Annotated in this window: 22 protein-coding genes; 11 read left to right on the forward strand and 11 right to left on the reverse strand. The window is 51.4% G+C overall.

The annotated features are described in order from the left end of the window. Window positions 1-57: 57 nt before the first annotated feature. The gene (gene hemF / locus DCW36_RS12915; RefSeq protein ID WP_114778868.1) at window positions 58-960 is read left to right on the forward strand and encodes an oxygen-dependent coproporphyrinogen oxidase; all 903 of its coding nucleotides are present in this window, start codon (window positions 58-60) and stop codon (window positions 958-960) included. A gap of 2 nt (window positions 961-962) precedes the next feature. Continuing rightward, a complete protein-coding gene (locus DCW36_RS12920; protein ID WP_114778870.1) occupies window positions 963-1,541 on the forward strand; it encodes a phosphatase PAP2 family protein in 579 nt (192 codons plus the stop codon). Between the two features lie 363 nt (window positions 1,542-1,904). Here DCW36_RS12920 and DCW36_RS12925 read toward each other — a convergent pair whose 3' ends face one another. Beyond that, complete coding sequence (locus tag DCW36_RS12925; RefSeq protein ID WP_114779240.1) at window positions 1,905-2,489, reverse strand: riboflavin synthase; 585 nt, start codon at window positions 2,487-2,489, stop codon at window positions 1,905-1,907. A gap of 181 nt (window positions 2,490-2,670) precedes the next feature. Here DCW36_RS12925 and DCW36_RS12930 point away from each other — a divergent pair, with 181 nt between their 5' ends. The 3 genes from DCW36_RS12930 (at window position 2,671) to DCW36_RS12940 (ending at window position 4,660) form a co-directional block, all read left to right on the forward strand. Continuing rightward, the gene (locus tag DCW36_RS12930; RefSeq protein ID WP_114778872.1) at window positions 2,671-3,330 is read left to right on the forward strand and encodes a protein-L-isoaspartate(D-aspartate) O-methyltransferase; all 660 of its coding nucleotides are present in this window, start codon (window positions 2,671-2,673) and stop codon (window positions 3,328-3,330) included. 206 nt (window positions 3,331-3,536) lie between these two features. Continuing rightward, complete coding sequence (locus tag DCW36_RS12935) at window positions 3,537-4,073, forward strand: acyl-CoA thioesterase (protein WP_114778874.1); 537 nt, start codon at window positions 3,537-3,539, stop codon at window positions 4,071-4,073. Further along, window positions 4,070-4,660: a hypothetical protein gene (locus DCW36_RS12940; protein ID WP_114778876.1), complete on the forward strand. Its 591-nt coding sequence runs from the start codon at window positions 4,070-4,072 to the stop codon at window positions 4,658-4,660. The genes DCW36_RS12935 and DCW36_RS12940 overlap by 4 nt, the downstream gene beginning before the upstream one ends. A gap of 46 nt (window positions 4,661-4,706) precedes the next feature. Here DCW36_RS12940 and hutF read toward each other — a convergent pair whose 3' ends face one another. The 7 genes from hutF to alaS form a co-directional block, all read right to left on the reverse strand. After that, on the reverse strand, window positions 4,707-6,014 hold the full coding sequence (gene hutF / locus DCW36_RS12945; RefSeq protein ID WP_114778878.1) for a formimidoylglutamate deiminase: 1,308 nt from the start codon (window positions 6,012-6,014) through the stop codon (window positions 4,707-4,709). Then, complete coding sequence (locus DCW36_RS12950; RefSeq protein WP_114778880.1) at window positions 5,998-6,807, reverse strand: N-formylglutamate amidohydrolase; 810 nt, start codon at window positions 6,805-6,807, stop codon at window positions 5,998-6,000. Before DCW36_RS12950 ends, hutF begins: the two co-directional genes overlap by 17 nt. 10 nt (window positions 6,808-6,817) lie before the next feature. Continuing rightward, window positions 6,818-8,818, reverse strand: coding sequence for a urocanate hydratase (locus DCW36_RS12955; protein WP_114778882.1), 2,001 nt, complete (start codon window positions 8,816-8,818; stop codon window positions 6,818-6,820). A gap of 17 nt (window positions 8,819-8,835) precedes the next feature. Continuing rightward, window positions 8,836-10,080, reverse strand: coding sequence for an imidazolonepropionase (hutI, locus tag DCW36_RS12960; protein WP_114778884.1), 1,245 nt, complete (start codon window positions 10,078-10,080; stop codon window positions 8,836-8,838). Between the two features lie 364 nt (window positions 10,081-10,444). Then, entirely contained in the window at window positions 10,445-11,566 is a 1,122-nt protein-coding gene (locus DCW36_RS12965) for a TlpA disulfide reductase family protein (RefSeq protein WP_240676170.1), read from the reverse strand. 3 nt (window positions 11,567-11,569) lie between these two features. Continuing rightward, window positions 11,570-13,027, reverse strand: coding sequence for an Asp-tRNA(Asn)/Glu-tRNA(Gln) amidotransferase subunit GatB (gatB, locus tag DCW36_RS12970; RefSeq protein WP_114778886.1), 1,458 nt, complete (start codon window positions 13,025-13,027; stop codon window positions 11,570-11,572). Window positions 13,028-13,355: 328 nt separating this feature from the next. Next, window positions 13,356-15,992: an alanine--tRNA ligase gene (gene alaS, locus DCW36_RS12975; RefSeq protein ID WP_114778888.1), complete on the reverse strand. Its 2,637-nt coding sequence runs from the start codon at window positions 15,990-15,992 to the stop codon at window positions 13,356-13,358. A gap of 202 nt (window positions 15,993-16,194) precedes the next feature. Between alaS and DCW36_RS12980 the strand changes: the two genes are divergently transcribed. Both DCW36_RS12980 and dprA read left to right on the forward strand, forming a co-directional pair. Then, window positions 16,195-16,539 carry a MerR family transcriptional regulator gene (locus tag DCW36_RS12980; RefSeq protein ID WP_114778891.1) on the forward strand — a complete coding sequence of 115 codons (345 nt, stop codon included), beginning with the start codon at window positions 16,195-16,197 and terminating at the stop codon, window positions 16,537-16,539. Window positions 16,540-16,837: 298 nt separating this feature from the next. Beyond that, entirely contained in the window at window positions 16,838-17,956 is a 1,119-nt protein-coding gene (gene dprA / locus DCW36_RS12985) for a DNA-processing protein DprA (RefSeq protein WP_114778893.1), read from the forward strand. Window positions 17,957-18,157: 201 nt separating this feature from the next. Here the strand turns inward: dprA and DCW36_RS12990 are convergent, their stop codons facing one another. After that, on the reverse strand, window positions 18,158-19,081 hold the full coding sequence (locus DCW36_RS12990; protein WP_114778895.1) for a sugar phosphate isomerase/epimerase family protein: 924 nt from the start codon (window positions 19,079-19,081) through the stop codon (window positions 18,158-18,160). 449 nt (window positions 19,082-19,530) lie between these two features. Here DCW36_RS12990 and DCW36_RS12995 point away from each other — a divergent pair, with 449 nt between their 5' ends. The 3 genes from DCW36_RS12995 (at window position 19,531) to DCW36_RS13005 (ending at window position 22,155) form a co-directional block, all read left to right on the forward strand. Then, entirely contained in the window at window positions 19,531-20,355 is an 825-nt protein-coding gene (locus tag DCW36_RS12995) for an aminotransferase class IV (RefSeq protein ID WP_114778897.1), read from the forward strand. Window positions 20,356-20,610: 255 nt separating this feature from the next. Then, window positions 20,611-21,309: a response regulator transcription factor gene (locus DCW36_RS13000; RefSeq protein WP_114778899.1), complete on the forward strand. Its 699-nt coding sequence runs from the start codon at window positions 20,611-20,613 to the stop codon at window positions 21,307-21,309. 363 nt (window positions 21,310-21,672) lie between these two features. Next, window positions 21,673-22,155 (forward strand): DUF4126 family protein, encoded by a 483-nt coding sequence (locus DCW36_RS13005; protein ID WP_114778901.1) that lies wholly within the window; start codon window positions 21,673-21,675, stop codon window positions 22,153-22,155. A 206-nt stretch (window positions 22,156-22,361) separates the two neighbouring features. Here the strand turns inward: DCW36_RS13005 and DCW36_RS13010 are convergent, their stop codons facing one another. Then, window positions 22,362-23,696: an NAD(P)/FAD-dependent oxidoreductase gene (locus tag DCW36_RS13010; protein ID WP_114778903.1), complete on the reverse strand. Its 1,335-nt coding sequence runs from the start codon at window positions 23,694-23,696 to the stop codon at window positions 22,362-22,364. A gap of 298 nt (window positions 23,697-23,994) precedes the next feature. Continuing rightward, on the reverse strand, window positions 23,995-24,576 hold the full coding sequence (locus DCW36_RS13015; protein ID WP_114778905.1) for a TetR/AcrR family transcriptional regulator: 582 nt from the start codon (window positions 24,574-24,576) through the stop codon (window positions 23,995-23,997). A 408-nt stretch (window positions 24,577-24,984) separates the two neighbouring features. Between DCW36_RS13015 and DCW36_RS13020 the strand changes: the two genes are divergently transcribed. Next, on the forward strand, window positions 24,985-25,980 hold the full coding sequence (locus DCW36_RS13020) for a mevalonate kinase family protein (RefSeq protein ID WP_114778907.1): 996 nt from the start codon (window positions 24,985-24,987) through the stop codon (window positions 25,978-25,980). Window positions 25,981-26,013: the final 33 nt, after the last annotated feature.

The following is a 26,013-nucleotide window of genomic DNA, read 5'->3' on the forward strand; positions in this document are numbered from 1 at the left end:
TCGGTAGAACAGGGTTAATTAAGTATTTTTGTGTCCATCCAAAAAAACACAGCAATTATGTTCAGAGAAGAAGTGGAAGCATTTTTCCGGAAGTTCCAGGATGATTTGTGCCAGGCCCTCGAAACCTGCGATGGCGGCGCCACCTTTAAAGAGGATATCTGGGAACACGAACAGGGCGGCGGCGGACGTTCGCGCGTGATCGAAAACGGAAATGTGCTGGAGAAAGGCGGTGTCAACTTCTCTGCCGTGCAGGGGCAGCTCTCGCCCCAGTTCCTGAAGATGCTCGAAATGCCCGACCCCAACTTTTTTGCGACAGGCGTTTCGGTGGTACTGCACCCGCACAGCCCCATGGTGCCCATCACGCACATGAATGTGCGCTATTTCGAAGCAGGCAACGGCAAAGCCTGGTTTGGCGGCGGCATCGACCTGACACCTATTTATGTGGACCTGAAGCAGGCCAGGGAGTTCCACTTGGCGCTGAAAGCGGTTTGCGACAAGCATCATCCCTCCTACTACCCCGAGTTCAAGAAGTGGGCCGACGACTATTTCTACAACGTGCACCGCCAGGAGACCCGCGGCGTCGGCGGCATCTTCTTCGACAGGCTGATGGCAACCGACGAAATCTCACTCGAAGAGCGATTTGCTTTTGTGAAAGATGTGGCTTATGCCTTTGCTCCTGCCTATACCGCCATCGTTAACCAAAACCGGGACCTGCCTTACACCGAGCAGCAGAAACAGTGGCAACTCATCCGCAGGGGCCGCTACGTAGAGTTTAACCTCGTCTACGACCGGGGCACCAAGTTCGGCCTGATGACCGGCGGCCGCATCGAATCTATCCTGATGAGCCTGCCACAGCATGCTTCCTGGGTTTATAACCACCAGCCCGAACCCGGAAGCACCGAAGAGCAGACGCTGCAGTACCTGAAAAAAGATATCGACTGGGTAAACCTGGAGGCATAGGTATGGTAGAGGCTTTAGAAAAGCTGGACCAGGAAATGTTCCTGTTCCTCAACAACCAGCACAGTCCCTTCTGGGACGCCATCATGATTTACACCTCCAACAAGTATTTCTGGATACCCTTTTACGTCCTGCTCATTGCCTACATCATCTACCGCTACCGCCGCCAGAGCATCCCGATGCTGGTCATGTGCGTGATCGCCATCGGCCTGGCTGACTTTATCGCTTCCGGCATCTTTAAACCCTACTTCGCCCGTCCCCGCCCCTGCTACGAAGAAGACCTTTCCGGTTTGGTAAACATTGTGCAGGGCTGCGGCGGCCAGTTCGGGTTTATGTCGTCGCACGCCTCTACGGGGTTTGCGCTGGCCGTTTTCTTTAACCTGATCCTGTCGGACCGCTACTTTATTTTCAAGATCGTGCTGGTGGCCTGGGCGGTGGTGGTATCGTACAGCCGCATTTACCTGGGCGTGCATTATCCCGGCGATATTATTGGCGGTGCGGTTCTGGGTTCTGTACTGGCTTTTGGAAGTTCAGTAGGATACAAATATGTAGTGAGCAGGTACAGCTTCTTTCATCAGCAGTAGCTTATTTGCCTGAACCGCTGATTTTTTTGTCTGAACCTTTGATTTACGGTGATTAAAATGATTTCTATGATTTTTTATTTGTCTGAATCAGGATTCACAGAATTTTAGAATTTTCAGGATTAGGTTTGTCTGAACAAGATTAAGAAGATTTAAGGATTAACAGGATTGGATTTGTCTGTGGTTCGTGCAGGAGACGCGGGCACCGGGTCTCCACAGCTATACCCTTAACCTTTCGCTTTTCTGTTACAGCAGAGTTGAAAATCTTCAACCCCTACAAAAATTCCAAAATTTCTACTTCTCTACCTCTCTACCTCCTAAATTCTTAAACTCCCAAACTCCTAAACTTCCAAACTCCCAAACTCTCTACCTCTTCAACAGCCTTGCCACGTACTTGCCGATGATGTCAAATTCCAGGTTTACGGTATCGCCGGGTTTTACCTGGTGCAGGTTGGTGTGCTCGTAGGTGTAGGGAATAATGGCGACAGAAAAGCGGTCGGGTTGTGAGTTGACAACGGTCAGGCTGATACCGTTCACGCAGATGGAGCCTTTCTCAACGGTTACGTTCCCGGTGCCGGCATCGTAGTGGAAGGTAAAAATCCAGCTGCCACCCTGCTCTTCCACCGATTCGCACACGCCCACCTGGTCTACGTGCCCCTGTACTACGTGCCCGTCGAAGCGGCCATTGGCCTGCATGCAGCGCTCCAGGTTTACCTTGTCGCCCTCTTTTACGAAGTTCAGATTTGTCTTTTTCAGCGTTTCGTCAATGGCAGTAACGGTATAGTTATTTTCGGTGAGTGCAATCACGGTCAAGCAGATGCCGTTGTGTGCGACACTCTGGTCGATCCGGAGCTCCGGCGTAAAGGGGCTGGAGATGGTAAAGTGCTTGTTGGTGCCCTCTTCCCGTATCGCTTCTACGGTTCCGAGGGCTTCTATAATACCTGTGAACATCTTTCTGTAGCTTTTGTATGTGGTAAAAATAGCAGGTTTCACGCTAACAATAAATCCGGGAGCAGAAATCATTCCTGCGGGAAAATATATATTTATTTATCCGGCTTCCTTATTTTCGCAAAAACTAACTTCCGGGACTGGTTTACAGTATTAAAATAAAGAATAAACAGAAGTAATAGCGATGCAAACAGACTTGTACAGACATAAAGGAATGCGACGGGCGCTGGTAAAGCAGTTGCGGGAAAAAGGTATACGGGATGAGCGTGTGCTGGCGGCAATAGAAGCAGTGCCCAGGCATTTCTTTTTTGAAGGTGCTTTTCTGGAGCAGGCCTACGAAGATAAAGCTTTCCCGATTGGCGAAGGGCAAACCATATCGCAGCCCTACACGGTTGCTTTCCAGTCGGAGTTGCTCAAACTGAAGCCAACCGACAAGGTGCTGGAGATTGGTACCGGCTCCGGCTACCAGTGTTCTGTTTTGCTGCAGATTACCCCCCATGTCTACACCATCGAATACAACCGGCCCCTGTACGAAAAAGCGAAACGTTTTTTCAAGGCGCACCACCTGCACCCGCATACCTTTCACGGCGACGGCTCCGAAGGCTTGCCCGGCTATGGACCTTATGATAAAATTATTGTAACCGCCGGTGCCCCGGGTATCCCCAAGAGCCTGGTAAAGCAACTGAAGCCTGATGGCATTCTGGTTATACCGGTTGGAGACGAAAAATCGCAGAAAATGCTGCGTATTACGCGAACCGGCGAAAACGATTTTACGAAAGAAGAGTTCTCCAATTTTAAATTTGTACCCCTCCTTGGAAAATCAGGCTGGGACGCCGGTGTGTAGCTTTTATAGAACAAAGTGTTTCCGTTCATACATAAAACAGCAAGTATTACACGGGCAGTTTCGGGTTGAGCTATCCCTAAAAGCCGGCCTGAGTTGGCGTATCGGGCTTAATAACAAATGATAGTTTACGCAAACAATTTTTTCCATTGCCTTTATGCTCGTATCTTTGCCTCAGAAACTGCTCTACCACGTTACTACACTACAAAATGCGAAAACAGAAAAAAGTTAAAGACTCCTATGTGATCATGACCGAGTTGGTACTGCCCAACGACACCAACACCCTCAACAACCTGATGGGAGGTAAAATGATGCACTGGATGGACATTGTATCAGCTATTTCGGCTCAGAAATTTTCTAACAGGATTGTGGTGACGGCCTCTGTAGATAATGTTTCTTTTTCTGAAAGCATCAAACTGGGCAACGTGGTTACGCTGGAAGCAAAAGTAACACGCGCTTTTAATTCGTCCATGGAGGTTCGGATTGAGGTGTATGCCGAAGATATTCCAAGCGGCAGAAGAGCCATGTCGAACCAGGCCTACTTTACGTTTGTGGCGGTAGACCAGCTGGGCAACCCAATTGATGTGCCCGAAGCCATTCCTGAAACCGAGGAAGAAATGAAGCATTTCGACGGTGCCCTGCGCCGCCGGCAGCTGCGCCTGGTGTTAGCCGGTCGTATGAAACCGAGCGAAGCCAATGAGCTGCGCTCCATATTTGATATCAAAGACGACGAAATAAAAGCATGACACCCTTAGCGGCAGACCAGCAGAACAGCGAATTCTTCAGAAGCTTTTTCACGGAAACACTTTACCTGCTTCCGGACGAGGAGGCTTTTGCTGTTGCGCAGCCTGCCACTGAACGTACTGTGCCTGCACCAACGGCTCCGCCGACCGCTCAGGAGCAGCCTGCACCTGCCTCACCACCAGCCACCAAAGCCTCTGCTGCTCCGTTTGATATTATCGGCAGCAACGGGAAAGGCGTCGTGGTGCTGGTAACGCTGCCGGATGCCGCTTTCCGGGCTTTGCCGCAGCAGGAATTCCTGCGTAAGATTCTGCAGGCAATCGGCCTCTCTCCTGCCGATGTTGCCTTTGTCAATAACGTTTCCGGGCAGGTGGCACAGTTCGAAGCCCTGGAGGCAGCCCTGGAGGTAAGTTACATCATCAGCTTTGCCAGCCGCATCGATACGCAGCATCCGCACGAAAAATTCATGCTTTACAAGCCGGTGGTGGTAGACCAGGTGCCAATCGTTTTCTCGCAGTCGCTGGCGGTGCTGGACACGGACCAGGAGCAGAAAAAGCTGCTGTGGAATGCGCTCAGGCAGGTGTTTTTATAAGCTTAAAATCCCTGTCCCCCTTACTGTTTGCGGTGCCTTTTTCAGGCTACACCCACTTCCCGTTCACCATCGTTCCCAATAATGCAGCACTATCAGCTGTATACACCATAGCAGCCAGTAAATAACCGGGACTTGCCTGCTCCAGGGCAGGATGCTTCAGGTCGTAAACTGCCGCATCCAATGGTTTGCCCACCGAGAAGTAACTTTCCGAGGCTGCTCCCATGGCTTTTCTGCCAGAAACTAAACTGCTGTGTATCATTAAAGAAGCCCCATCGGCAAACGTATTGCGCTTATGCGATTGCAAGCGCTGGGTGTAGTCCAGCCAGCGGAGGTCTTCCAGCGGGTTCAGACTTACCTGGCTGTCGGTACCGATGGCCCAGGAGCCGTTGTGGCGGGTGAAAGCCTTCAATGAAAATATCCCGTCTCCCAGGTTTGCCTCCGTGCCCGGACAGAGAATGACAGTTGCACCCGATGCTGCTAAACGGCTCGTTTCGCTTTCCGTCATGTGCGTGCAGTGCACCAGGTTGAGCCGAGGACCAGCCTCCAGGTTATCCAGCAGCCACTCCACCGGACGCTGCCCCAGCGCTGCCACACAGTCATCCACCTCCTTCAGCTGCTCGGCGGCATGCAAATGGAAAGGCAGGTTTTCGGGCCCATCTGCGTAAGTTGTTTGTATAGCAGCCGCATCCACAGCCCGGAGGGAATGCACTCCAAAGCCCAAGCCGGCGTTTTCATACCGGCTGACGGCTATGCGGCTGCTGTCCAGTAGTTTAAAATAAGCATCGGTATCGTGGCAAATGAAGCGGCGCTGCCGGGGGGCAGGTGCTGTGTTGAAATTCCCTTTCTGGTAAAAAACCGGGATAAGGGTAACTTTGATGCCTGCTTCTGCAGCTGCTTCGATCAGCCGCTCCCCCATTTCCGCCAGGTTGGCATAAGGCTGGCCGTTCTGGTCGTGGTGCAGGTAATGAAATTCACCCACATGGGTGTAGCCATTGCGGAGCATCTGCTTGTACAGCCTTACCGCCACCTTTTTCATTTGGGAGGGGCTGTAGGATAAGGCGCAGGTGTACATGGCTTCGCGCCAGGTCCAGAAATCATCCTCGATTCCCTCCTGGTGTGTTTCGGCTCTGCCGGCCATGCCGAACTGGAAGGCATGGGAATGGGCGTTCTGAAAACCAGGCAATGCTGCTCCTTCCACCATTTCCACTGCGGCTTCTGCTGGCGGTTTTTCAGTTGACAAATACTGCACCAGCCCTGCCTTGTCCACCCCGACGTAGGCTGGACTTAGCCACCCGTCATGGAGCAGCAGGTAACGGAACCTGTAAAACTTGAGCTGGTCAGGGTGTGGAAGCATGGAGGATGGTGGTTAAGGCTGTGAAGGTTTGACGAAGAACCTGCTGCACTTTCCGGGCTCGGGCGGCATCGTATTCGGTTTCGCCGGCCTTCATGTACAACTCTTTTGGCATCTCCAGCTGCAGCGCATATTGCTGCTGCTCAGGTTGCCCGAAGTGACGGGTGATATAGCCGCCTTTGAACAAATAGTCCTGCCGTACCTCAAATTCACCAGACGAAAGTGCATCCATAGCAGCAGAGACAATGGTGGCAGGTGCAGAAAGGCCGTCAGCCGTGCCCAGCAGCAGGTCCGGGAAAGGATGCGGGCTAATGGTGGGCACTAGTCTCCTGATGGAATGGCAATCCCAGAGCAGCACCTTTCCGAACTTCACCTTTGTCGCCAGCAAGAGCTCCTGCAGCTTCTGGTGGTACGGATTATAGTACAGGCGTTTTCTTCTTTCCCGTTCCTCCGGTCGGACCTGCCTTCTTTCGTCGTGGTAAATAGGGCGTCCCAGGAAATCCGTGCAGGGGCAAAGGTCGGTGATGATGCGGCCATCGTGGTATAGCGGTGCGTTATCCGGATTCCGGTTCAGGTCGATTACCCAACGGCTGTAGACTGCTGAGATAACGGTAATGCCCATTTCCTGCGCAAACGCATACAGCTGGTCGACATACCAATCCGTGTCATCGGGCGGCAGCAGCTCCGCCTTGTACTCCGGAAGGATATCGCCCGGAACTCTGGTTCCGCAGTGTGGAATGCTGAAGAGGATGGGAGAGCTGATTGCTGCTGGTCCGGTTATGTTGAAAGCATCCATAGGAAAGAGGTTAAATCAAATCATCCAGCACCTGCTCATCTACTTGGTGCGGCAGGGTTACCTGCAGTAGAGGCGTCCTTTGCATTTCGCGTTTGATGGCAAAAGTTGCTCCTTTGTTGCGCGCCCAGCTTCGCCTGGCAATGCCATTGTTCACATCGAAAAAGAGCATGTTCTTCAGTTTTTCCTCCGCCGCCTCCGAACCATCCAGCATTAATCCAAATCCACCGTTTATCACCTCGCCCCATCCTACTCCCCCGCCATTATGGATGGACACCCAGGTGGCGCCCCTGAAGCTGTCGCCGATTACATTCTGTATCGCCATATCGGCGGTAAACCTGCTGCCATCGTAAATGTTGCTTGTTTCGCGGTAAGGCGAATCGGTGCCGCCAACGTCGTGGTGGTCGCGGCCCAGGACAACCGGTGCCGATATTTTCCCGGCGCGTATGGCCTGGTTAAACTGTTCCGCCAGCCTGGCCCTTCCTTCTGCATCGGCATACAAAATCCTGGCCTGCGACCCTACCACCAGCTTGTTCAGCGGAGCCTCCTCAATCCATTTGATATTGTCCTCTAACTGCCGGATAATCTCCTGCGGTGCCGTCTGGTGTATCTCTTTCAATACACTTAGCGCCAGCTGGTCCGTCACAGCCAGGTCTTCAGGTTTTCCTGAGGTGCAGACCCAGCGGAAGGGGCCAAAGCCATAATCGAAGCACATCGGCCCCACAATATCCTGCACGTAAGAGGGGTAACGAAAATCGGTGCCATTGGCTGCCATCACATCGGCCCCTGCCCGGCTTGCCTCCAGCAGAAAAGCATTTCCGTAATCAAAAAAGTAAGTGCCTGTTGCCGCATGTTTGTTGATGGCCGCCACCTGCCTCCGGAGCGACTCCTGCACCTTTTCTTTGAACTGTTCCGGTTGCGTTACCATCAGCTGGTTCGATTCCTCAAACGACAAACCCACGGGATAGTAGCCTCCCGAAAAAGGGTTATGCAGGGAAGTCTGGTCGGAGCCAATGTCAATGTAGATCTCTTCTGCGGCAAAACGCTCCCATACATCCACCACGTTGCCGATGTATGCCAGCGAGACACGCTCTTGTCCTGCTTTTGCTTTCCTGGTGCGGGCAATCAGCGCCTCCATATCCTCTATGATCTCGTTTACCCAGCCCTGGTCGTATCGTTTTTGTGCTGCCTTCGGGTTTATTTCGGCGCAGACCGTGATGCAGCCTGCGATGTTGCCTGCTTTGGGCTGGGCGCCGCTCATTCCGCCTAAACCGGATGTCAGGAACAATTTACCGGCAGGCGTGGCCTCTTCTTTTAAGGCTTTTCGGAACGCATTCATCACAGTAATGGTAGTGCCGTGTACAATGCCCTGCGGCCCGATGTACATCCAGGAGCCAGCCGTCATCTGGCCGTACTGGGTAACGCCCAACGCACTGAACTTTTCCAGATCCTCGGGCCTGGAGTAATTTGGAACCATCATGCCGTTGCTGATAACCACCCTGGGAGCTGCAGGTGTGGAAGGAAACAGGCCCAGCGGATGGCCGCTGTACAGGTGCAGCGTCTGGTTTTCTGACAGCTGGGAAAGGTACTGCATAACCAGCAGGTACTGTGCCCAGTTTTGAAACACGCTCCCGTTACCGCCATAGGTGATGAGTTCGTGCGGGTACTGCGCTACAGCCGGGTCGAGATTGTTTTGGATCATGAGCATCATACAAGCAGCCTGAACACAATGGGCCGGGTACTCCTTCAGCGGGCGCGCATACATCTCGTAATCCGGCCTGAAGCGGTACATGTAGATTCGCCCGTATGTCTCCAGCTCCTCCATGAACTCCGCTGCCAGCTCCCGGTGCCACTCCTGCCGGAAGTAGCGCAGGGCATTCTGCACACTCAGCTTTTTTTCTTCCGTGCGCAGCACCTGCTTCCGGTTGGGCGCATGCGACACCGTAGCGTCATGAGGCCGTTTGGGAGGTAGTACAGCCGGAATTCCCTGCCTGATCTGTTCTTTGAAGTCCATAGGCTATTTCCTTCGGATTAGGTTATTGAACTGCCCCTTTTCCAGACAGAAACCGGCTTCAGCTTTCCCTGCTGGTACAGGATTTCCTTGTAGTCGCTTACCGGAAACAAAACAAAATCAGCCAGGAGGCCCGGTATCAGCCTGCCCCGGTCGTACAGGCCCAGGGCCATGGCCGCCCGGTAGGTGATACCGGCAAAAACCTCGGCATCGGAAAGCTTTTCGTAGGCGCCTAAAATGGAAGCCAGCGTGAGCAGATCGCCCATAGGAGCAGAACCGGGATTCCAGTCGCTGGCAATGGCCAGGCAGGCGCCTTCATCCAGTAATTTACGTGCCGGTGCAAAGGCACCTCCGAGCCCCACCGAAGCGCCAGGCAAGGCAACAGCCACGGTATCGCTCGCTGCCAGCAGCTGAATCTCCTTGTGGGTACTGGCTTCCAGGTGGTCGGCGCTAACGGCACCCACCTCCACAGCCAGTGCACTTCCGCCTGTCGAAAACTGGTCGGCATGCACGGTTAGGGAAAACCCTTTTTGCTGCGCATGCAGAAAGTAAGGCCTGATTTCTTCTGCCGAAAAAGCTTCTTTTTCAACGAAGGCATCCACGCGGTGGCAAAGGTGCTCGTTTGTCAGGATGGGCAAAAGCATTTCCTCCGTCTGCTGCAGGTACTCCTGCCTGCTTCCGGCGAAGTCTTTTGGCAAGGTGTGGGCAGCCAGGCAGGTGCTGATCAGGTCGGCTTTCACCCGGACATCTGCCTGCCGGATAGCCCGCAGCATTTTCAGCTCCTCCTCTACCGAAAGCCCGTAGCCGCTCTTCACTTCGATGGTTGTTACTCCCTCCTTCAAATGCCGCTCTGCCCGTTGTTCTGTCAGGTTCGCCAGTTCCTCCCGGGTGGTAGCGCGGGTTTGGGTGACGGTATCCCAAATGCCTCCTCCTGCGGCTGCAATTTCCTGGTAGCTCCTGCCTTCGGTACGTAAGGCATAATCGTTGGCCCGGGTACCGGCAAAACAGATGTGGGTATGGGCATCGATCAGCCCGGGCAGGCACACGAAGGGCTCTGTCAGCATGGTTGTAATGGCTCCAACGGCTAAGGCTTCTTTCTGTAAGGCATCAAACGGTGCAATTTTATGGATCTTTTCACCCTCGATCAGCATCCCCGCATCCAGAACCGGTTCAATCGCTTTTCCGGGAATACTCCCCTTGAGAGGAAGTTCTTCCAGGGTGAGTAGCTGGGAAATGGGACCAATAAATTTAAAATTGCTTTCCATGATGCCTGCAGGTTAAGAGGTGGTGTATGGTTTATCGGTTACCAACTCTTTTGGATATCCGACGGCACGTTCGTTATGCGGAAAATCATCGGCTGGTAGCCTCCTTTACTTTATGGAGGTACGGCAGCGGCTCTTTAGCGTTTTCAGGACAAGCCCACAATTATCCGGGATTGATTATTAAATTAAACCACCTGCCCTAGACGTACAGCAGAGGCTATGGTGGCAGGTGCAGCAGAACAAAAACAGCAAGCCTGAATGCTGCCAGAGATAAACTGCACTGAAATTCTGCCGGTCAGACAGCCTGTAAAATGCAAAAGCCCCGGCATATTATTGCCAGGGCTTCCCGTTTCTAAAGCTAATATCTTTACTGCAGCAGGCTCTCCAGTTTCTCCTCCAGGGCTGCTCCGCGCAGGTTTTTAGCGATGATCTTGCCTTCCTTGTCCAGCAGGATGGTCTGCGGGATAGCGTTTACACCGTAGAGCTGGGCGGCGCTGCTCTGCCAGCCTTTCAGGTCGGATACGTGGGGCCAGGTGAGGTTATCGGCCTGAATGGCTTTTTTCCACTTATCCTCCGACTGATCCAGCGACACGCCGAAAATTTCGAAGCCTTTGTCTTTGTACTTGTTGTACATGCGCACCACGTTCGGGTTTTCCTGGCGGCAGGGGCCGCACCAGGAGGCCCAGAAATCAACCAGCACATACTTACCACGCAACGACGAGAGCGACATCATATCGCCATCTGGTGTAGGCAAGGTAATGTCGGGCGCTACCGCACCCACCGCTGTGCTGCGCAGCCCTTTCAGGCGCTCGTTCAGCATCGCGGTATATTTGGAGTCGGGAAGCTTTTCGGTGTAGAGGGTGGCCATGCTGTCGGCGAAAGCGAAATCGTTGTTCGGGTCGACCAGGTTCAGCGTACCGAAAACCGATACCACCGATCCCGGATGTTTGGCCAGGAAGGCTTTCTTCTCTTTCTGCAGCTCAAAATACTCTTCCCGGATATTCTCTGCTTCGTCTGTTTTGCCTTCTGCCATAGCCTGGTTAAAGCGCTCCCCGAGTGCCTGCTCTTTTTTGGCAGACTCCTGTACCAGCGTATTCAGCTCCTGGAAGAGTTTGGAATCTTCAGAGCCTTCTATTTTAACCGGGTTTGCAATATTGTTGGCATCGGCAACCACCTCAATTTTCTTGTTGTCCACCACCAGGAAGAAGCCTTTCTGACGGTCCAGGCCTACCTGGTAAAAGGTTGGCTCTTTTACGGTGCCTTCAAATTTGAAGCTGCCGTCTTTGCCTATTTCAGAGGTATCGCGGGCAATGAACTGGCTTTCGCCAAGCTCAAATAAATAGATGCTGCCATTCTCGGGCGCATTCTGCAGTTTACCAAGAATTTCAAAAGAATTGCTGCCATTAGCAACCTTCTTGTTTCCCTGGCAAGCTCCCAGCAGTGCCACAGCCGAAGCCAGCACCACAAACTTACTGAATCTCATTTTCATTTTTTATGCATTTAGTCCTTCACGAAGCAATTGGTTAGCCACCTTCGGGTCAGCTTTTCCTTTTGTCTTCTTCATGATATCTCCCATAAACATGCCAATTAAGGACTGCTTACCGGCTTTATACTCTGCCACCTTCTTCGGGTTGGCAGCCAATACCTCAGCCACTACCTTCTGCAGCGAATCGCTGTCGGAGTCCTGCAGCAGGTTACGCTCTACAGCTACCTGGTGCGGCGACATGCCCGGGTGCTCTAACAGGTACGGGAATATCTTTTTAGCAGCTACCGAATGGCTTACTTTGTTCTCATCCACGAGCGCCACGATCTCGGCAATGCTTTCGGGCTGCAGCGGGAAATCCTTCATGTGCAGCTGCAGTTCGTTCAGGTACGATTTTACCGGTCCCATTACCCAGTTGGAAGCTGCCTTGTAATTTTTGGTGTGCTTGCAAAGCTCCTCAAAGTATAACGCAATTTCTTTGGTATCGGTTAGCACGGCAGCATCGTACTCGGGCAAACCAAAGTCGTTTACGAACTTATTGTAAAGCGCCTGCGGCAGGCTTGGCATGCTGGACTGGATGCGGTTGAGCCACTCCTTCTCGATAACCAGCGGCGGCAGGTCCGGCTCCGGGAAGTAACGGTAATCGTTCATGGTTTCTTTGGAGCGCTGACCGGAGGTGGTGCCGGTGTTGGCATCGAACCCGCGGGTTTCGCCTTCTACCTGTCCGCCTGCTTCGATGATCTCGATCTGGCGTTCGATCTCGTGCTCAATGGCACGCTGCACGTTGCGGAAGGAGTTCATGTTTTTCACTTCCACTTTGGTACCGTACTTGTCGGCACCTTTCAGCATCACGGATACGTTGGCGTCGCAGCGGAGCGAGCCTTCTTCCATGTTGCCGTCGCAGATTTCGAGGTAGCGCACCAGGCGGCGGATCTCCACCATATAATTGTAGGCCTCGGTTGAATCGCGCAGGTCGGGCTCCGACACGATCTCGATCAGCGGTACGCCGGCACGGTTGTAGTCTACCAGTGTTTCTGTTTCGCCGGGCAAGTGCATGGACTTGCCGGCATCTTCTTCCATGTGAATGCGGGTGATGCCGATGTGGCTGTCTTCGCCGTTTTCGTTTTTCACCACCAGGTGACCGTTCACGCAAATCGGTGTTTTGTCCTGCGTGAGCTGGTAGCCTTTCGGAAGGTCAGGATAGAAGTAGTTTTTACGGGCGTACACGTTGTGGCGTGTGATGTCGCAGTTGGTGGCAAGGCCCATTTTCACGGCCATCTCCACTACTTTCTTGTTAATGCGCGGCAGCGTGCCCGGGTGCGCCAGCGTGATAACGCTCAGGTTGGTATTGGGCAGTCCGCCGTATTCTGCAGAATCGGAAGAATAGGCTTTGCTCTCGGTGAGCAGCTGGCAATGCACTTCCAGGCCTATCACGGCCTGGTACTTATCTCTGATCTCTGGATTCATGTGTTTTTGTTTCGTCTTGTACTATAGCTAAGGCTGTAGTGGCAGGTGCAGTACACTTACAAACCTCAACCTTGTCGGTTTTTCTATCACTACTGCGGACAAGTCCTTCTTTGAAGGGGGTAGGGGGATGATGCACGGGCTGTGAAGTTATTCTTTTATACGCTAGTGCGAGCTTGTAGCTCGTACTACCATACCCTCTCCTTTAAGCTTAACTGTTCACATTTACCTGTAATGTAGTACGAGCTACAAGCTCGCACCAGCAATTATTTCCTGCAGGTGTAAGGCATCCCCCTGCCCCCTTCAAAGGGGGACTTGGATCGCAGTTATTTTATTTCACTAACTCTGTTTTTAATAACTCAATTGCTTTGGCAGGTACAGCCTGTAAGCCAGCTACGTCTTTGCCGCCTGCTGTGGCATAAAACGGCTGACCGCCGCCGCCGCCTTTTATCTCTTTGGCGAGTTCGCGCACCAGCTGGCTGGCATTCAGTCTTTTATCCGACACCAGTTCATCCGATAGCATAACGGCTATCTGTGGCTTTCCATCTATTTCGGCAGCCAGCACCAGCGCCATGTTGTCCAGGGACTGGCGCATGTCGAATGCCAGCTTCTTTAGATAGTCTGCTGTACTTACCTCCACTCGCTCTGCTACTACGTTTACGCCTTCTACCTGCTGCGCTTTCTGCACGAGGCTGTCTTTGAGGCTGGTCAGCTGCTTCAGTTCGAATTGTTCGAGCTGCTTCTGCAGCGCCTTATTTTCTTCCTGTAGCTTTTCTACGGCATGGGCGGTGTTGCTCTGGGTGCTGAGTACCTGGCGAACGGCATGCAGCTCATCGAGCTGGCCCTGCACAAACTCCTCGGCAGCTGTAGCGGTTACCGCCTCGATGCGGCGCACACCGGCAGCTACCGAGCTTTCCGAAACGATTTTGAAGTAGCCAATCTCGCCGGTGTTGTAAACGTGCGTGCCACCGCAAAGCTCTACGGAATGCTCCCGTCCAAACGAGATCACCCGCACAAAGTCACCGTATTTTTCGCCGAACAGGGCCATGGCGCCCATGTCGCGGGCGTCGGCAATAGGGATGTTGCGCTGTTCTTCCAGCGGAATGGTTTCGCGGATGCGCTCATTTACGATGGCTTCCACTTCGCGCAGTTCGGCATCCTCTACCTTGGTGAAATGCGAAAAGTCGAACCGCAGCACCTTCTCATTTACCAGCGACCCACGCTGTTGCACATGGTCGCCTAATACTTTTCTTAAAGCAGCATGCAGTAAGTGGGTGGCTGAGTGATTTTTACGTATGAAATTCCGGCGTATCGCATCAATTTCGCTGCGGAAAGGCGCCTCCACGTTCTGTGGCAGCTTGGAGGTGATGTGCAGGATCAGGTCGTTTTCCTTGCGGGTATCCAGCACCTCTACCTGCTCCGTGTCCGAAAGCAGGTACCCTCTGTCGCCCACCTGTCCGCCGCTTTCGGCGTAGAACGGCGTTTTGTCCAGCACGATCTGGTATTCGCTCTTGCTTTTTGTCTTTACCTGCCGGTACTTAACAATATGGGATTCAGCGGCATGATAGTCGTAGCCGATAAATTCCGTCGGCACGTCGGGCTGCACGATTACCCAGTCGCTCTGCTCGGTAGCGGAGGCGTTGCGGGAGCGGTTTTTCTGCTGCTCCATCTCCACACCGAAACCAGCTTCGTCAACTTTCAGGCCTTTTTCACGGGCGATCAGGGCGGTCAGGTCGAGCGGGAAACCAAAGGTATCATACAGTTCGAAGGCTGTTTTGCCGTCGATGGTGTTGTTGTTCTCTTTGAACTTATCCTCCAGCATGTCCAGGCGCTTGAGGCCGTTCTCCAGCGTGCGCAGGAACGCATTCTCCTCTTCCTCGATCACGCGCTGCACAAAGCTCAGCTGTGCTTTCAGCTCCGGGAACACGTGCGCCAGCTGCTCGGCCAGCACCTCGGCCAGCTTGTACAGGAACGGCTTCTTGAAGTTGAGGAACGTGAAACCGTAGCGAACGGCACGACGCAGGATGCGGCGAATCACGTAACCCGCTTTGTTGTTCGACGGCAGCTGCCCGTCGGCAATGGCAAAGGCAATGGCCCGGATGTGGTCGGCGATCACACGGATAGCGATGTCGGTCTTTTCATTCTCGCCGTAATTTACGTCGGCCTCAACGGCGACAAAACGGATAAGCGGCTGGAAAACGTCGGTATCGTAGTTGGAGCGTTTGCCCTGGATGGCCATACACAAACGCTCGAAGCCCATACCCGTATCTACGTGCTGCGCAGGCAGTTTTACAAGCGAACCGTCGGCGAGGCGGTTGAATTCCATGAAAACGTTGTTCCAGATTTCGACTACCTGCGGGTGGTCGTTGTTCACGAGGTCGCGGCCAGGCACCTGGGCTATTTCTTCCTCGGAACGCAGGTCGATGTGGATTTCGGAGCAGGGACCGCAGGGGCCAGTATCGCCCATTTCCCAGAAGTTGTCTTTCTTGGAGCCGAACAGGATGCGGTCTTCGGATACCATGGTTTTCCAGATAGCAAAAGCTTCGTCGTCACGCTCCAGGTTCTCTTTGGCATCGCCTTCGAACACCGACACGTACAGCCTGTCTTTGGGCAGCTGATACACCTCAGTGAGCAGTTCCCAGGCCCACTCCAGCGCTTCCTTTTTGAAGTAATCGCCAAACGACCAGTTGCCGAGCATTTCGAACATGGTGTGGTGGTAGGTATCGTAGCCTACTTCTTCCAGGTCGTTGTGCTTGCCGCTCACGCGGAGGCACTTCTGTGTATCGGCCACCCGCTTGTTGGGAGCAGGTTTGTTGCCCAGGAAGTAGTCTTTGAACTGGTTCATGCCTGCGTTGGTAAACATCAACGTAGGGTCATCTTTCACCACGATGGGTGCCGACGGAACGATCTGGTGTTCCTTGGATGCAAAGAAGTCCAGAAACTTTTGTCTAATCTCAGCTGAGTTCATGTATGGTTATCAAGCGTTTAGCTAATTAATGCTATACTTGTTGTTTAAGAAAAAAAATAATCTAATTTTTGCCTTACAGAAAATCAGTTTTCGGGGCTGCTCTGCCAGGCGCATTAATGGCAAAAGTAGCATATTTTACCTGTAATCAGTAGTATTAATCCGAAAATTGTATTGTTCTGCATCCGGATAAAGAACAGCAGGTATGCCTTATAAAGATAAAGAAATAGAGAAACAGTATTACACTATAGGCGAGGTAGCTACTATGTTCGAGGTCGCGCCTTCGCTTATCAGGTTCTGGGAAACCGAGTTTGAACAGCTGAAGCCCCGCAAAAGCAAGAAAGGCAACCGCCAGTTCACGCCCAAAGACATAGAGGAACTGCGCACGATTTACCACCTGGTAAAGGAACGCGGCTATACGATTCAGGGGGCGAAGGAGGTGCTGAAGAACAAGGCTGTGCAGACCAAAGATAAAATCGAGATTATTCAGTCGCTGGAGAAGGTGAAGGCGTTTTTGGTGGGGGTTAAGGATCAGTTGGGGAAGGGGTAGGAAGCTACTCAAATATTGTCATCCTGTAAAGGATCTTGTTGGAGAACAGCAGTACAACCTGCTACTGATTCCCTTTACTACTGTTGATGTAGAACAACAGGCTGTGCTGTTCCATCGTAAGCTTTCCTGTTCTTTTTGTCTTGATACAAAAAGAACCAAAAAAATCAAGACGAATTTGAACTCGCTGAACGCTCAAACAAAAATTCGTCGTTTATGCACCTGGCTGGCGGCGGTGCTTCGTAGCCGGAGAAATTTTTGGTAATATATTCCTGGAGAAATTACTCCGCATTATCTTTTCATGTCTGAGAATTCTTTATATGAAGTAGCGCTCACACTGCTACCGGGTGTTGGCAAACTGACAGCGCGGCTGCTGGTGAGTTATTGTGGGTCGCCGAAGGCGGTGTTCTCTACGCCTCCGGGGAAGCTGATCAAGATTCCGGGATTGGGTGAGGGAACGGTGCGGAATATGGTGGCGGGCTTTAAACAGGCGCTTCTGGAGGCAGAGGGTATCCTGAAGCAGGCGGAGGCGCACAATGTGCAAATATTATTCTATACATCAGCCGATTACCCCGACCGGCTTAAACAAATAGCCGATGCTCCTGCCCTGCTTTACTACCGGGGCCATGGCCACCTGAACCGCCGGCGCATCATCAGCATCGTAGGCACGCGCAAGCCTACGCCCTATGGGCAGAGCGTGACGGAACGCCTGGTCGAAGAACTGAAGCCGTACAAGGCGATGGTAGTGAGCGGACTGGCTTACGGCATTGATATTATCGCGCACCGGGCTGCGCTGCAGGCTGGACTGTCGACTGTGGGTGTGATGGCTACTGGTCCGGAAACCGTTTACCCGGCCTTACACCGCAAATATGCCGAGAAGATGCAGGAGCAGGGCGGCCTGCTGACGGAAAATATCTTTGGCACCAAACCTGACGCGCCCCGTTTCCCGGCAAGAAACCGAATTATTGCCGGCATGTCGGATTGTACCGTTGTGGTGGAAGCAGCCCTGAAAAGCGGCACCCTCATTACGGCCGACATCGCCCACAGCTACGACAAAGAAGTGATGGCCGTACCGGGCAACCTGACTTCTCCTGTTTCGGAAGGCACCAACCACCTCATCAAAACAAACAAAGCAGCCGTGTATACGTCGGTGCAGGACCTGGTGGAGCTGCTGAACTGGGACCTGGAAGACGAAGCGCAGGTACGCAATGCAAAAAAAGCCCTCCTTAATACCGATGATTTTACACCGGACGAGCTGCGGGTGGTACAGGTACTGCAGCAAAGCAAAGAAGAGCACATGGACAATTTGAGCTGGAAAGCACAGGTGCCCGTAAGTCAGCTGGCGTCCCTCCTGCTCACACTGGAGTTCCGGGGCATTGTGAAGGCCATGCCGGGGAAACGCTTTGCGCTGGTGGGCTAATAAATCTAAGCTCCCCAAACAGCTGGAGCATTACAGAGACAATAGCAGAGCAGCAGAGGCTGTGGTGGCAGGTGCAGCAGACTTTTTTAGTAAAGGAAGCAGTAACATGTACCTGCAACTAAAGGAAAAAGAAACAGCCGCCTCCCTGTTCAGCAAAGCAAACGGGAAGGCGGCTGTTACATGCATCCGGCGGCAACAGTATTACACTTTTATGCCGATAGACTTCAGGTAAGACTGGCTTTCTTTTGCGCAATCCAGCGGAGTTTTATCTTTTTCTGGCACCTCGTCCAGCTCAATAATTCCCCAGCCTTTAAACTTAATTTCCTGCAGTGCCCTCACAACGCCGGGTATAAACAGGTCGCCCTGGCCCAGCTCAACAAATTTGTAGGCGCCGGCTCCCTGGTCCGGAGTAGCTTTCACATCCTTCAGGTGCAGCGCGGCAATCCGGTTTTTATATTGCCGGATGGCCTGTTCCGGGCTGCCGCCACCCTGGTGGTAATGCCCCAGGTCCAGCAGCAGCTTTACATTTTTTTCGTCGCAGCTATCCATGATAATATCCACCTCCTCCGGCGTCTGGCCCAGCTGGTGCATGTGGTTGTGGTAGGTGGTCTGCACGCCATAGTCGAGCGTACGCTTCCCGATTTCGTTGAGCAGGCGCCCGTATTTTTTCAGATCGGCAGCGGTGGGCGCACCTTCCTGAGGGCGGGAGGAGTTGGTAACCTGCATGTACTGACCGCCTAATTCCTCCACAAAACGGGCATTGGTCAGATGCTGTTGAATAACCTTTCTGTCGTTGCCGGTGTTGATGTTGGCATCGCCGCTGGAGAACATGCACAGCTCCAGTTTATGCCTGTCCATAATATCCCATAGCGCCTCCGGCCTTTTACCATACTGTTTCATCACATCAGCCCGGAGTTGTATTCCCCTAAAACCAAGTGAAGCGATATCTTTGATAGCCTGTGTGTTATCGCCGCCCCAGGTAATGGCGGCATAGCCGATTTTTAAACCAGGCACTACCTTTTTGAAAGCGGCACTCCCGGCCCCGGTCCATGAAATTAAGGGAAGCGCTAATGCTGCCATGCCAGCTTTGGCAATAAACTGTCTGCGTGATATTTCTGACGACATAAAGAAAAAGGGACTTTAGTATATGGAACAAAATTTATAGCGCTCAAAGGCCGATTCGCGGGAACCAACCCAATCATCCCCCACACAAACTACTAACACACAATATTTTATCCCGAAAGTAACACCACAATTATCAAATTACAAACAAACATTCATTATTCTTTAAAAGTTATAATTAATTGACATTCATTGGTATAAACTATATAACAAACTGCTGTTTTTATAAACATTTTAGGTAAAATTGAAATATAAAACAGCAGGAATTAAGGTATTTGCCCTATTCCTGACCAACAGGTTGCACCCTGTCTTTAAACCTGGAGCAGCAAAAAAGGCTTTTGAGAGCATGTGCCGGAATAAACAGGCGCGCCATTGCTGCAGTAGTTGTAATTCCAGGTTATCCTTTTTACTTTGGCCTGTAAACAGACTTATTCATACTACAATCCGCCAACATGCACCTGCTTTACAACGGACAGCTCCTGCAAGAAAAGGACCTGCGCTTACCACTCACAAACCGGGCGTTCCAGTACAACGATGGATTCTTTGAGACTGTGATAGTAAAAGACGGGCAACTGCGCTGCTGGCAGGACCACCAGGACAGGCTTCAGGCCGCAGCCCGGGCGTTGCAGCTGGCGCTACCGCAGGCTTTGCAGCAGCCGCTCCTCCTCCAGGAACAACTGCAGCAACTAATCCGGCAGAACAACGCCACGGCGTATGGAAGGCTGAAACTGAAAGTCTGGCGAAGCGGCGCCGGCTTGTATACCCCCGAAACCACTACTGCAGACTGGCTGGCAACTGCAGCGCCTGCCACCACACCCACTGCTGCCCCACTTCGGGTGGGAAGATGCCGGGGAGTACGCACCAGCTTTTCTCCCTTCTCGTTTTTTAAAGGCCCGAATGCGCTGCTGTATGTAATGGCCGGCTTGGAAAAAAAAGCAAAAGGCACCGACGACATGCTGTTGCTGAGTACCGAAGGACATGCTGCAGAACTGGCCTCGGCCAACCTGTTCTGGATAAAGGAAGGCAGCCTCTACACCCCCGCCCTTGGCACCGGCTGCGTGAACGGCATTTTGCGCCGCAACATCCTGCGTTGGTGCAAAGCTGCCGGAGTTACCGTACAGGAAGAGTTCGCAACACCAGATCAACTTGTAGCAGCCGATGCTGCATTTGCAGCAAACGTGACCGGCATCAGGAGTATTGCACAGGTAGAGGAAATGGTTTTTAATCCGGAGCACCCGCTGGTAACGTGGCTGCAGCAACAGGTTGATTCCCTTTAACCCTTGTTGATTGTATTAACCCGCTAACTTTCTTTCCTTTATAACAGCGGCTGTGGTGGCAGGCGCAGCAAACCTGTTTCAGTAATTTTCCTGCCATAATTTATTTTGCGGGGCCCCTATTCTCCTGTAAAATAGCATTATCCCCGCTCCGGTAGCCGCTCCTCTAACATTTTTCTAATAATATCTGTTGATTATTTGGTGCAACAATAATTTTCTGTATATTCAGATTCCCAAATATTAAACCAGAGCTTGTAGATGTACGAAACCAATCCTTTAGGTAAACTGAGTTTAAAAGAAAAGATAGAATTAAAGATTGCTGAAATAGATGCTGTGGCAAACGATTTGCCTGGCGTGGTTATCATTCATAATCTGCAGAATGAGCTGACGCCGGAGTATTTGTCGCCGCGGGGAGAACGTTACCTGGGGATAAGCAATGAAGAGCTCAGGCGGATCGGGAACGAATACAACTACAAGTACTTTAACCCCGAAGATGCAAATGATTATGTGCCGAAGGTTTTCGGCCTGATGGAACGAAACGACGAAAATGAAATCGTTTCATTCTTTCAGCAGGTGCGTCCTTCGGAAAATGATCCCTGGACCTGGCACCTCAGTACAATGAAAATACTGATGCGCGACGATGAAGGGGCTCCGTTGTTGTCTATCACCTTTGCCGCACCTATAGATCCGCTCCACCACGTTACAACCAAGGTAACCAAGCTGCTGGAGGAAAATAATTTCCTGCGAAAGAACTTCCATAAGTTCAGAATGCTGTCGGACCGGGAGCAGGAAGTGCTGCGTGCGCAGGTGCTTGGCAAAAGTGCCTCCGAAACCGCTGAAGAACTTTTTATTTCTGTGGCAACCGTAGAAACCCACCGCCGCAACCTGAAAAAGAAGTTAAAGACCAGCTCTTCCTTCGAACTGACACAATACGCCCGCGCTTTCGACCTGATTTAACGTATCGGGCCACCTGCCGTACCGGTTTTTTTTCGTGCTTCGCTCCTCTGGCCACGGTTGTAACAACACCTGCAGCAGGAACTTCCCGGACCGGGAGCAGCGGGTATGGTGGCAGCTGCAGCAAAGAAAAAATAGCTCTTTAAACGCGCGATTCCTGTAGCTGCACCGCTTCTCTTTTCAGCAAGGTTTTCCCTACCTCACGCTAAACCGGGAGCAGCCTGTTTCCGTGGAACTTCTGTATTCCGTGTAACCCTGCATGCACAAGTGCTGTTAATAACCAACTGTGGCAGCGCCATAACAACAAGGCTTTGTAGCTAAACTGTAAAAGGCGTAACAGCTGCTAAACTGAAAAGAAACAGAAAGATGAAACAGAAATTTAAACACCATTACCTGAAGACATTGGGATTGGGAGCAGTGGCAGGTTTCCGGTCGATGTCGGCAACGGCCATACTGAGCAACGAGTTAAGCCAGATGCCGGAAGAATTACTGGAAGAAAGTCCGCTGCGCCATCTGCAGGCGGGGCCGGTGGCCCTGGGATTAAAATTCCTGGCGGCCTCCGAAATTGCCGGCGATAAACTGCCTGATATACCAGACCGCATCGGGTTGCCTTCGTTGCTGACGCGTACTGCTGCCGGCGCCCTGGTGGGCGCCACCATTTTCACAGCCAACCACGACACCACCTGGAAAGGAGCAGCACTGGGTGGCCTGGCAGCAGTCGCTGCCACTTACGGCAGTTTCTATTTACGCAAAGCACTAAACCAGAATGCCCACCTTCCCAATGCCGTGAGCGGTGCATTAGAAGACATCATTGCCGTAGCCAGTGGCCTGGTTATCGCAAAGAGCTAATACCAAATAGTAAATAACCTATTCCATAAAAATTACTCCTTTTATCACCCCTTCGGGATGACAACGGGGAGTGGTTTGTGGAACTGAGTAAATACTATTGGGTATAAGAAGCAAATAAATTACTTTTAATTATTAAAAGAAGAAAGACTGTGCCCTCTGCTGGTCATGGTCTTTTTTCTTTTAAAAAACAAAGCAGGCTGTTGCCATCAGGTGATGGATTTGTGATCTACAGTGGCCTCTACCGGAATGTTTTCTTTTTTCTGGCCCAGGATGAACCGGATGCCTTTGTCGTAACTGAAGTAGCTCCTGACCCAGTGCAGCAGCACAAACAGCCGGTTCTGGAAACCGACCAACGACATCAGGTGGATAAACATCCAGATCAGCCAGGCAAAAAAACCTTGTGTTTTATAGTCTTTGTGCAGTAACCGGAGATCAGCCACGGCATGGTTGCGGCCAATGGTGGCCATCGAACCTTTATCGCTGTACACATAGGCTTCCAGGGATTTACCATCGAGCATGCGTAGAATGTTTTTCCCGAGCAGTTTGCCCTGTTGTATGGCGGGTTGTGCCATCATGGGGTGCCCGTGCGGATCAGACTCCGTTACCATAGCCGCCACATCGCCAATGGCAAAAATATTTTCGTACCCCGCTACTTTGTTATACCTGTCCACCAGCAGGCGACCGCCTTTCAGGATACTCTCCGGGCGGATACCTGCTACGGGAGCCCCAGCTACACCTGCTGCCCAGATCAGGGTGCGCGTGATCAGTTTTTCGCCTGTGTTTAAGGTTACCGTGTAGCCGTCGTAGGAGACTACCCGCCTGTTCAGCATCACATTCACACCAAACGTTTCGAGGTACTCCTGCGCTTTCTTACCCGCTTCATCCGACATCCCTTTCAGCAAACCCGGTCCGCTCTGAATCAGGTGAATGTCCATTTGTTTAAAGTCGAGTTCTTTGTAGTCGCAAGGAAAAACGTGCCGGCGCAGCTCACTCAACGCACCGGCAATCTCCACGCCGGTGGGGCCGCCGCCAACTATTACAAAGTCCATCAGGCTGTTGATCTGCTCCTCGTCGTCGAGCTGCAGGGCTTTTTCGAAATTGCTGAGCACTGTGTTGCGGAGGGTAACAGCATCTTCGATGCTTTTGATCGCGATGGCATTGGCCTCTATCTGCTCATTCCCATAAAAATTGGTAGTGGCACCGGTTGCAATTACCAGGTAATCGTAGCGCATTAGCCCGATAGATGTTTCTACCTCCTGGTTGGTGGTATCTACGCCCTGTACCTCGGCCAGCCGGAAATAAAAGTTTTTCTGCTCTTCGAATATTTTACGGAAAGGATAAATAATGGAATCAGCCTCCAGGCCGGCAGTGGAAACCTGGTATAACAGCGGCTGGAAGGTGTGGAAATTATGCTTATCGATCAGCACTACCTGCACTTCGGCAGGACACAGTACCTTTGCCAGCTCCAATCCGCCAAAACCACCTCCCACGATCACGACCCGCGCTTTACCTGTTTCCGGTATTCTTGCTTGTGTTACCATTTTCGCATTTTTTCCTATGGTACGGAATACCCTGGCCGCTGTTCAACAGCAGAAGCAGGAAGTGCAGGCGGTAATGCAGCAAGAGGGGTAAAAAGGAAACCGGGCTCAGCCCGAATTACGCACCGGAAAAAGCAGCTGAAAAGCAGACAGCGCTGCTTACATACAAGGATGGGAAAAAGAAAAAATACATACCGGGGTAAGTCAAGAAGTAAGTGCTTGTACACCTACTCTTAACTTCCGATACTGCGCAGTAAAAAACTATTGCTTTACTGCATGAAATAACTGCAAAGGCTTTGGTTTATTTTACAAGGCCATTGAGCAGAATAGTGGTAATAGTTTCTTCGAGGGCTTTGGCAGAAACGCCACGGTTTGGACGGTACCAGAGCTCTACCCAGCGAACAGCAGAAAGAATGGTGAACAGGGCAACAGAAACATTTACATCATGAAACTCACCGGCAGCCATACCTTGCTCAATAATGGCGGCAAACCGCTTCTCATAGCCTCTCCTGATGTCCTTAAATTCCTTGAGTTTATCATCAGGGAGGAACTTCCAGTCGTTATTTGTTACAGAAACAGCAGCCCCGTCCTCGATGATCATCCTGATGTGCAGCCTGATGAGCGCCTTCAGTTTATCAATAAAAGAATCTTCGCTGCTTTCGATCTTAGACAGCTGCGAAACATAGGTATTTGCTATATGAAAACAGATGATCTCCAGAATTTCATCTTTCGAGCGGATATGGTTGTACATACTTGGTGCCTCCATACCCACTTTCTCCGCTAAATCGCGCATCGAGGTGCCGCTGTACCCTCTCTCCTTAAATAATTTAGCCGCTTCTTCAAGTATTATATCACGTTTACTTGTTTTGATTTTTTTAGCCATACAAGACAGGTGCTTAACTATTCGTATTAAAAAAGTCGATTTTTAAACAAAATGTAAAAATATAAAATAAATGACAATATAGCGCTTTTACAATGAATTTTATTCAAATCTTTTGTTGCCCCCCTACATTACCCTATAGCAACTTACAAAAAGCAACAATTATTATAGCCTTTTACACAAAATTCCGTAACAAGTTCTGAATATCGAGGTTTTTATTCCCCAATTAAGCCTGAAACTAAGCCCTAGCTGTTCCTGCGGTTAAGCTAAAATACTTTTAAAGTGATCAATCGCTGCTTAGCAAACATAAAGGCTTTCAGCCTCAGATGACATGAAAATCAGTTTTTAACGCTGAAAATTTTTAAAATTTACGATTCTGAAGCATCTTTAAAGCAGGAAAAACAAACTGTAATGATAATAGAAACCCGCGCTTATGCCCGTGCAGCTATTCTTGGAAACCCTTCGGATGGCTATTTCGGGAAAACCATATCCCTTATTGTTAAAAATTTTGGTGCCCGCATCCTGCTTTACCAGTCGCCGGAGCTTGTAATTGAGCCGCAGCAGCAGGATATGAACCAGTTTAAAAATATATACGACCTGCACGACCAGGTCAGCCTGACAGGCTACCATGGTGGTGTGCCTTTGGTGAAAGCGGCAGTAAAAAAATTCTGTGAGTTCTGCACCAAACAGGGCATAACGCTTCCGAATAAAAATTTTACGGTACGTTACAGCTCCTCCATCCCGCGGCAGGTGGGCTTGTCCGGCTCCAGCGCCATTATTATTGCCACGCTCCGGGCCCTGTCGGATTTTTACCAGGTAGAGATCCCGAAAGTACTGTTCCCCAGCCTGGCCCTGGCGGTAGAAGAAGAGGAACTTTGCATAACCGCCGGCCTGCAGGACCGTGTGATCCAGGTGTATGAAGGGGTGGTTTACATGAATTTCGACAAAGAGTACATGCAGCAGCACAAGCATGGTATTTACGAAGAGATGGATCCTGCCCGGCTTCCGAATCTTTTTATTGCCTATAAAACAGAGCTGGGCAAAGTATCGGGCAAAGTGCTCAACAACGTACGCGCCCGCTACGACAAAGGCGATGAATTTGTAGTGAACACCCTGGCCAGTATTGCAGAGCTAGCCGAACAAGGCAAAGAAGCTATCCTGAACGGAAACCACAGGCTGCTGCACGAGCTGATGGACGAAAATTTCGAGCTGCGCTGCAAGATCATGAACATCAGCGACAGCAACAAGGAGCTGGTGCAGACTGCCCGGAATTTAGGTGCATCGGCTAAGTTTACCGGCTCAGGAGGCTCTATCATAGGTATGTACTATGGCAACGAGATGCTCAATAACCTGGTAACGGCCTTTAAAAAGATTAATGCCCGCGTAATTAAACCAACCATTGCCTAAGCCTGTAAAATCTAAAAACGAACGACCAGGAAT

Source organism: Botryobacter ruber, from assembly GCF_003347595.2.
GTDB lineage: Bacteria > Bacteroidota > Bacteroidia > Cytophagales > Hymenobacteraceae > Pontibacter > Pontibacter ruber_A.

Excerpts from the sequence above, each read along its gene's own strand:
- hemF (WP_114778868.1), top strand. The coding sequence starts at position 58 with ATGTTCAGAGAAGAAGTGGAAGCATTTTTCCGGAAGTTCCAGGATGAT.
- DCW36_RS12920 (WP_114778870.1), top strand. The coding sequence starts at position 963 with ATGGTAGAGGCTTTAGAAAAGCTGGACCAGGAAATGTTCCTGTTCCTC.
- DCW36_RS12925 (WP_114779240.1), bottom strand. The coding sequence starts at position 2,489 with ATGTTCACAGGTATTATAGAAGCCCTCGGAACCGTAGAAGCGATACGG.
- DCW36_RS12930 (WP_114778872.1), top strand. The coding sequence starts at position 2,671 with ATGCAAACAGACTTGTACAGACATAAAGGAATGCGACGGGCGCTGGTA.
- DCW36_RS12935 (WP_114778874.1), top strand. The coding sequence starts at position 3,537 with ATGCGAAAACAGAAAAAAGTTAAAGACTCCTATGTGATCATGACCGAG.
- DCW36_RS12940 (WP_114778876.1), top strand. The coding sequence starts at position 4,070 with ATGACACCCTTAGCGGCAGACCAGCAGAACAGCGAATTCTTCAGAAGC.
- hutF (WP_114778878.1), bottom strand. The coding sequence starts at position 6,014 with ATGCTTCCACACCCTGACCAGCTCAAGTTTTACAGGTTCCGTTACCTG.
- DCW36_RS12950 (WP_114778880.1), bottom strand. The coding sequence starts at position 6,807 with ATGGATGCTTTCAACATAACCGGACCAGCAGCAATCAGCTCTCCCATC.
- DCW36_RS12955 (WP_114778882.1), bottom strand. The coding sequence starts at position 8,818 with ATGGACTTCAAAGAACAGATCAGGCAGGGAATTCCGGCTGTACTACCT.
- hutI (WP_114778884.1), bottom strand. The coding sequence starts at position 10,080 with ATGGAAAGCAATTTTAAATTTATTGGTCCCATTTCCCAGCTACTCACC.
- DCW36_RS12965 (WP_240676170.1), bottom strand. The coding sequence starts at position 11,566 with ATGAAAATGAGATTCAGTAAGTTTGTGGTGCTGGCTTCGGCTGTGGCA.
- gatB (WP_114778886.1), bottom strand. The coding sequence starts at position 13,027 with ATGAATCCAGAGATCAGAGATAAGTACCAGGCCGTGATAGGCCTGGAA.
- alaS (WP_114778888.1), bottom strand. The coding sequence starts at position 15,992 with ATGAACTCAGCTGAGATTAGACAAAAGTTTCTGGACTTCTTTGCATCC.
- DCW36_RS12980 (WP_114778891.1), top strand. The coding sequence starts at position 16,195 with ATGCCTTATAAAGATAAAGAAATAGAGAAACAGTATTACACTATAGGC.
- dprA (WP_114778893.1), top strand. The coding sequence starts at position 16,838 with ATGTCTGAGAATTCTTTATATGAAGTAGCGCTCACACTGCTACCGGGT.
- DCW36_RS12990 (WP_114778895.1), bottom strand. The coding sequence starts at position 19,081 with ATGTCGTCAGAAATATCACGCAGACAGTTTATTGCCAAAGCTGGCATG.
- DCW36_RS12995 (WP_114778897.1), top strand. The coding sequence starts at position 19,531 with ATGCACCTGCTTTACAACGGACAGCTCCTGCAAGAAAAGGACCTGCGC.
- DCW36_RS13000 (WP_114778899.1), top strand. The coding sequence starts at position 20,611 with ATGTACGAAACCAATCCTTTAGGTAAACTGAGTTTAAAAGAAAAGATA.
- DCW36_RS13005 (WP_114778901.1), top strand. The coding sequence starts at position 21,673 with ATGAAACAGAAATTTAAACACCATTACCTGAAGACATTGGGATTGGGA.
- DCW36_RS13010 (WP_114778903.1), bottom strand. The coding sequence starts at position 23,696 with ATGGTAACACAAGCAAGAATACCGGAAACAGGTAAAGCGCGGGTCGTG.
- DCW36_RS13015 (WP_114778905.1), bottom strand. The coding sequence starts at position 24,576 with ATGGCTAAAAAAATCAAAACAAGTAAACGTGATATAATACTTGAAGAA.
- DCW36_RS13020 (WP_114778907.1), top strand. The coding sequence starts at position 24,985 with ATGATAATAGAAACCCGCGCTTATGCCCGTGCAGCTATTCTTGGAAAC.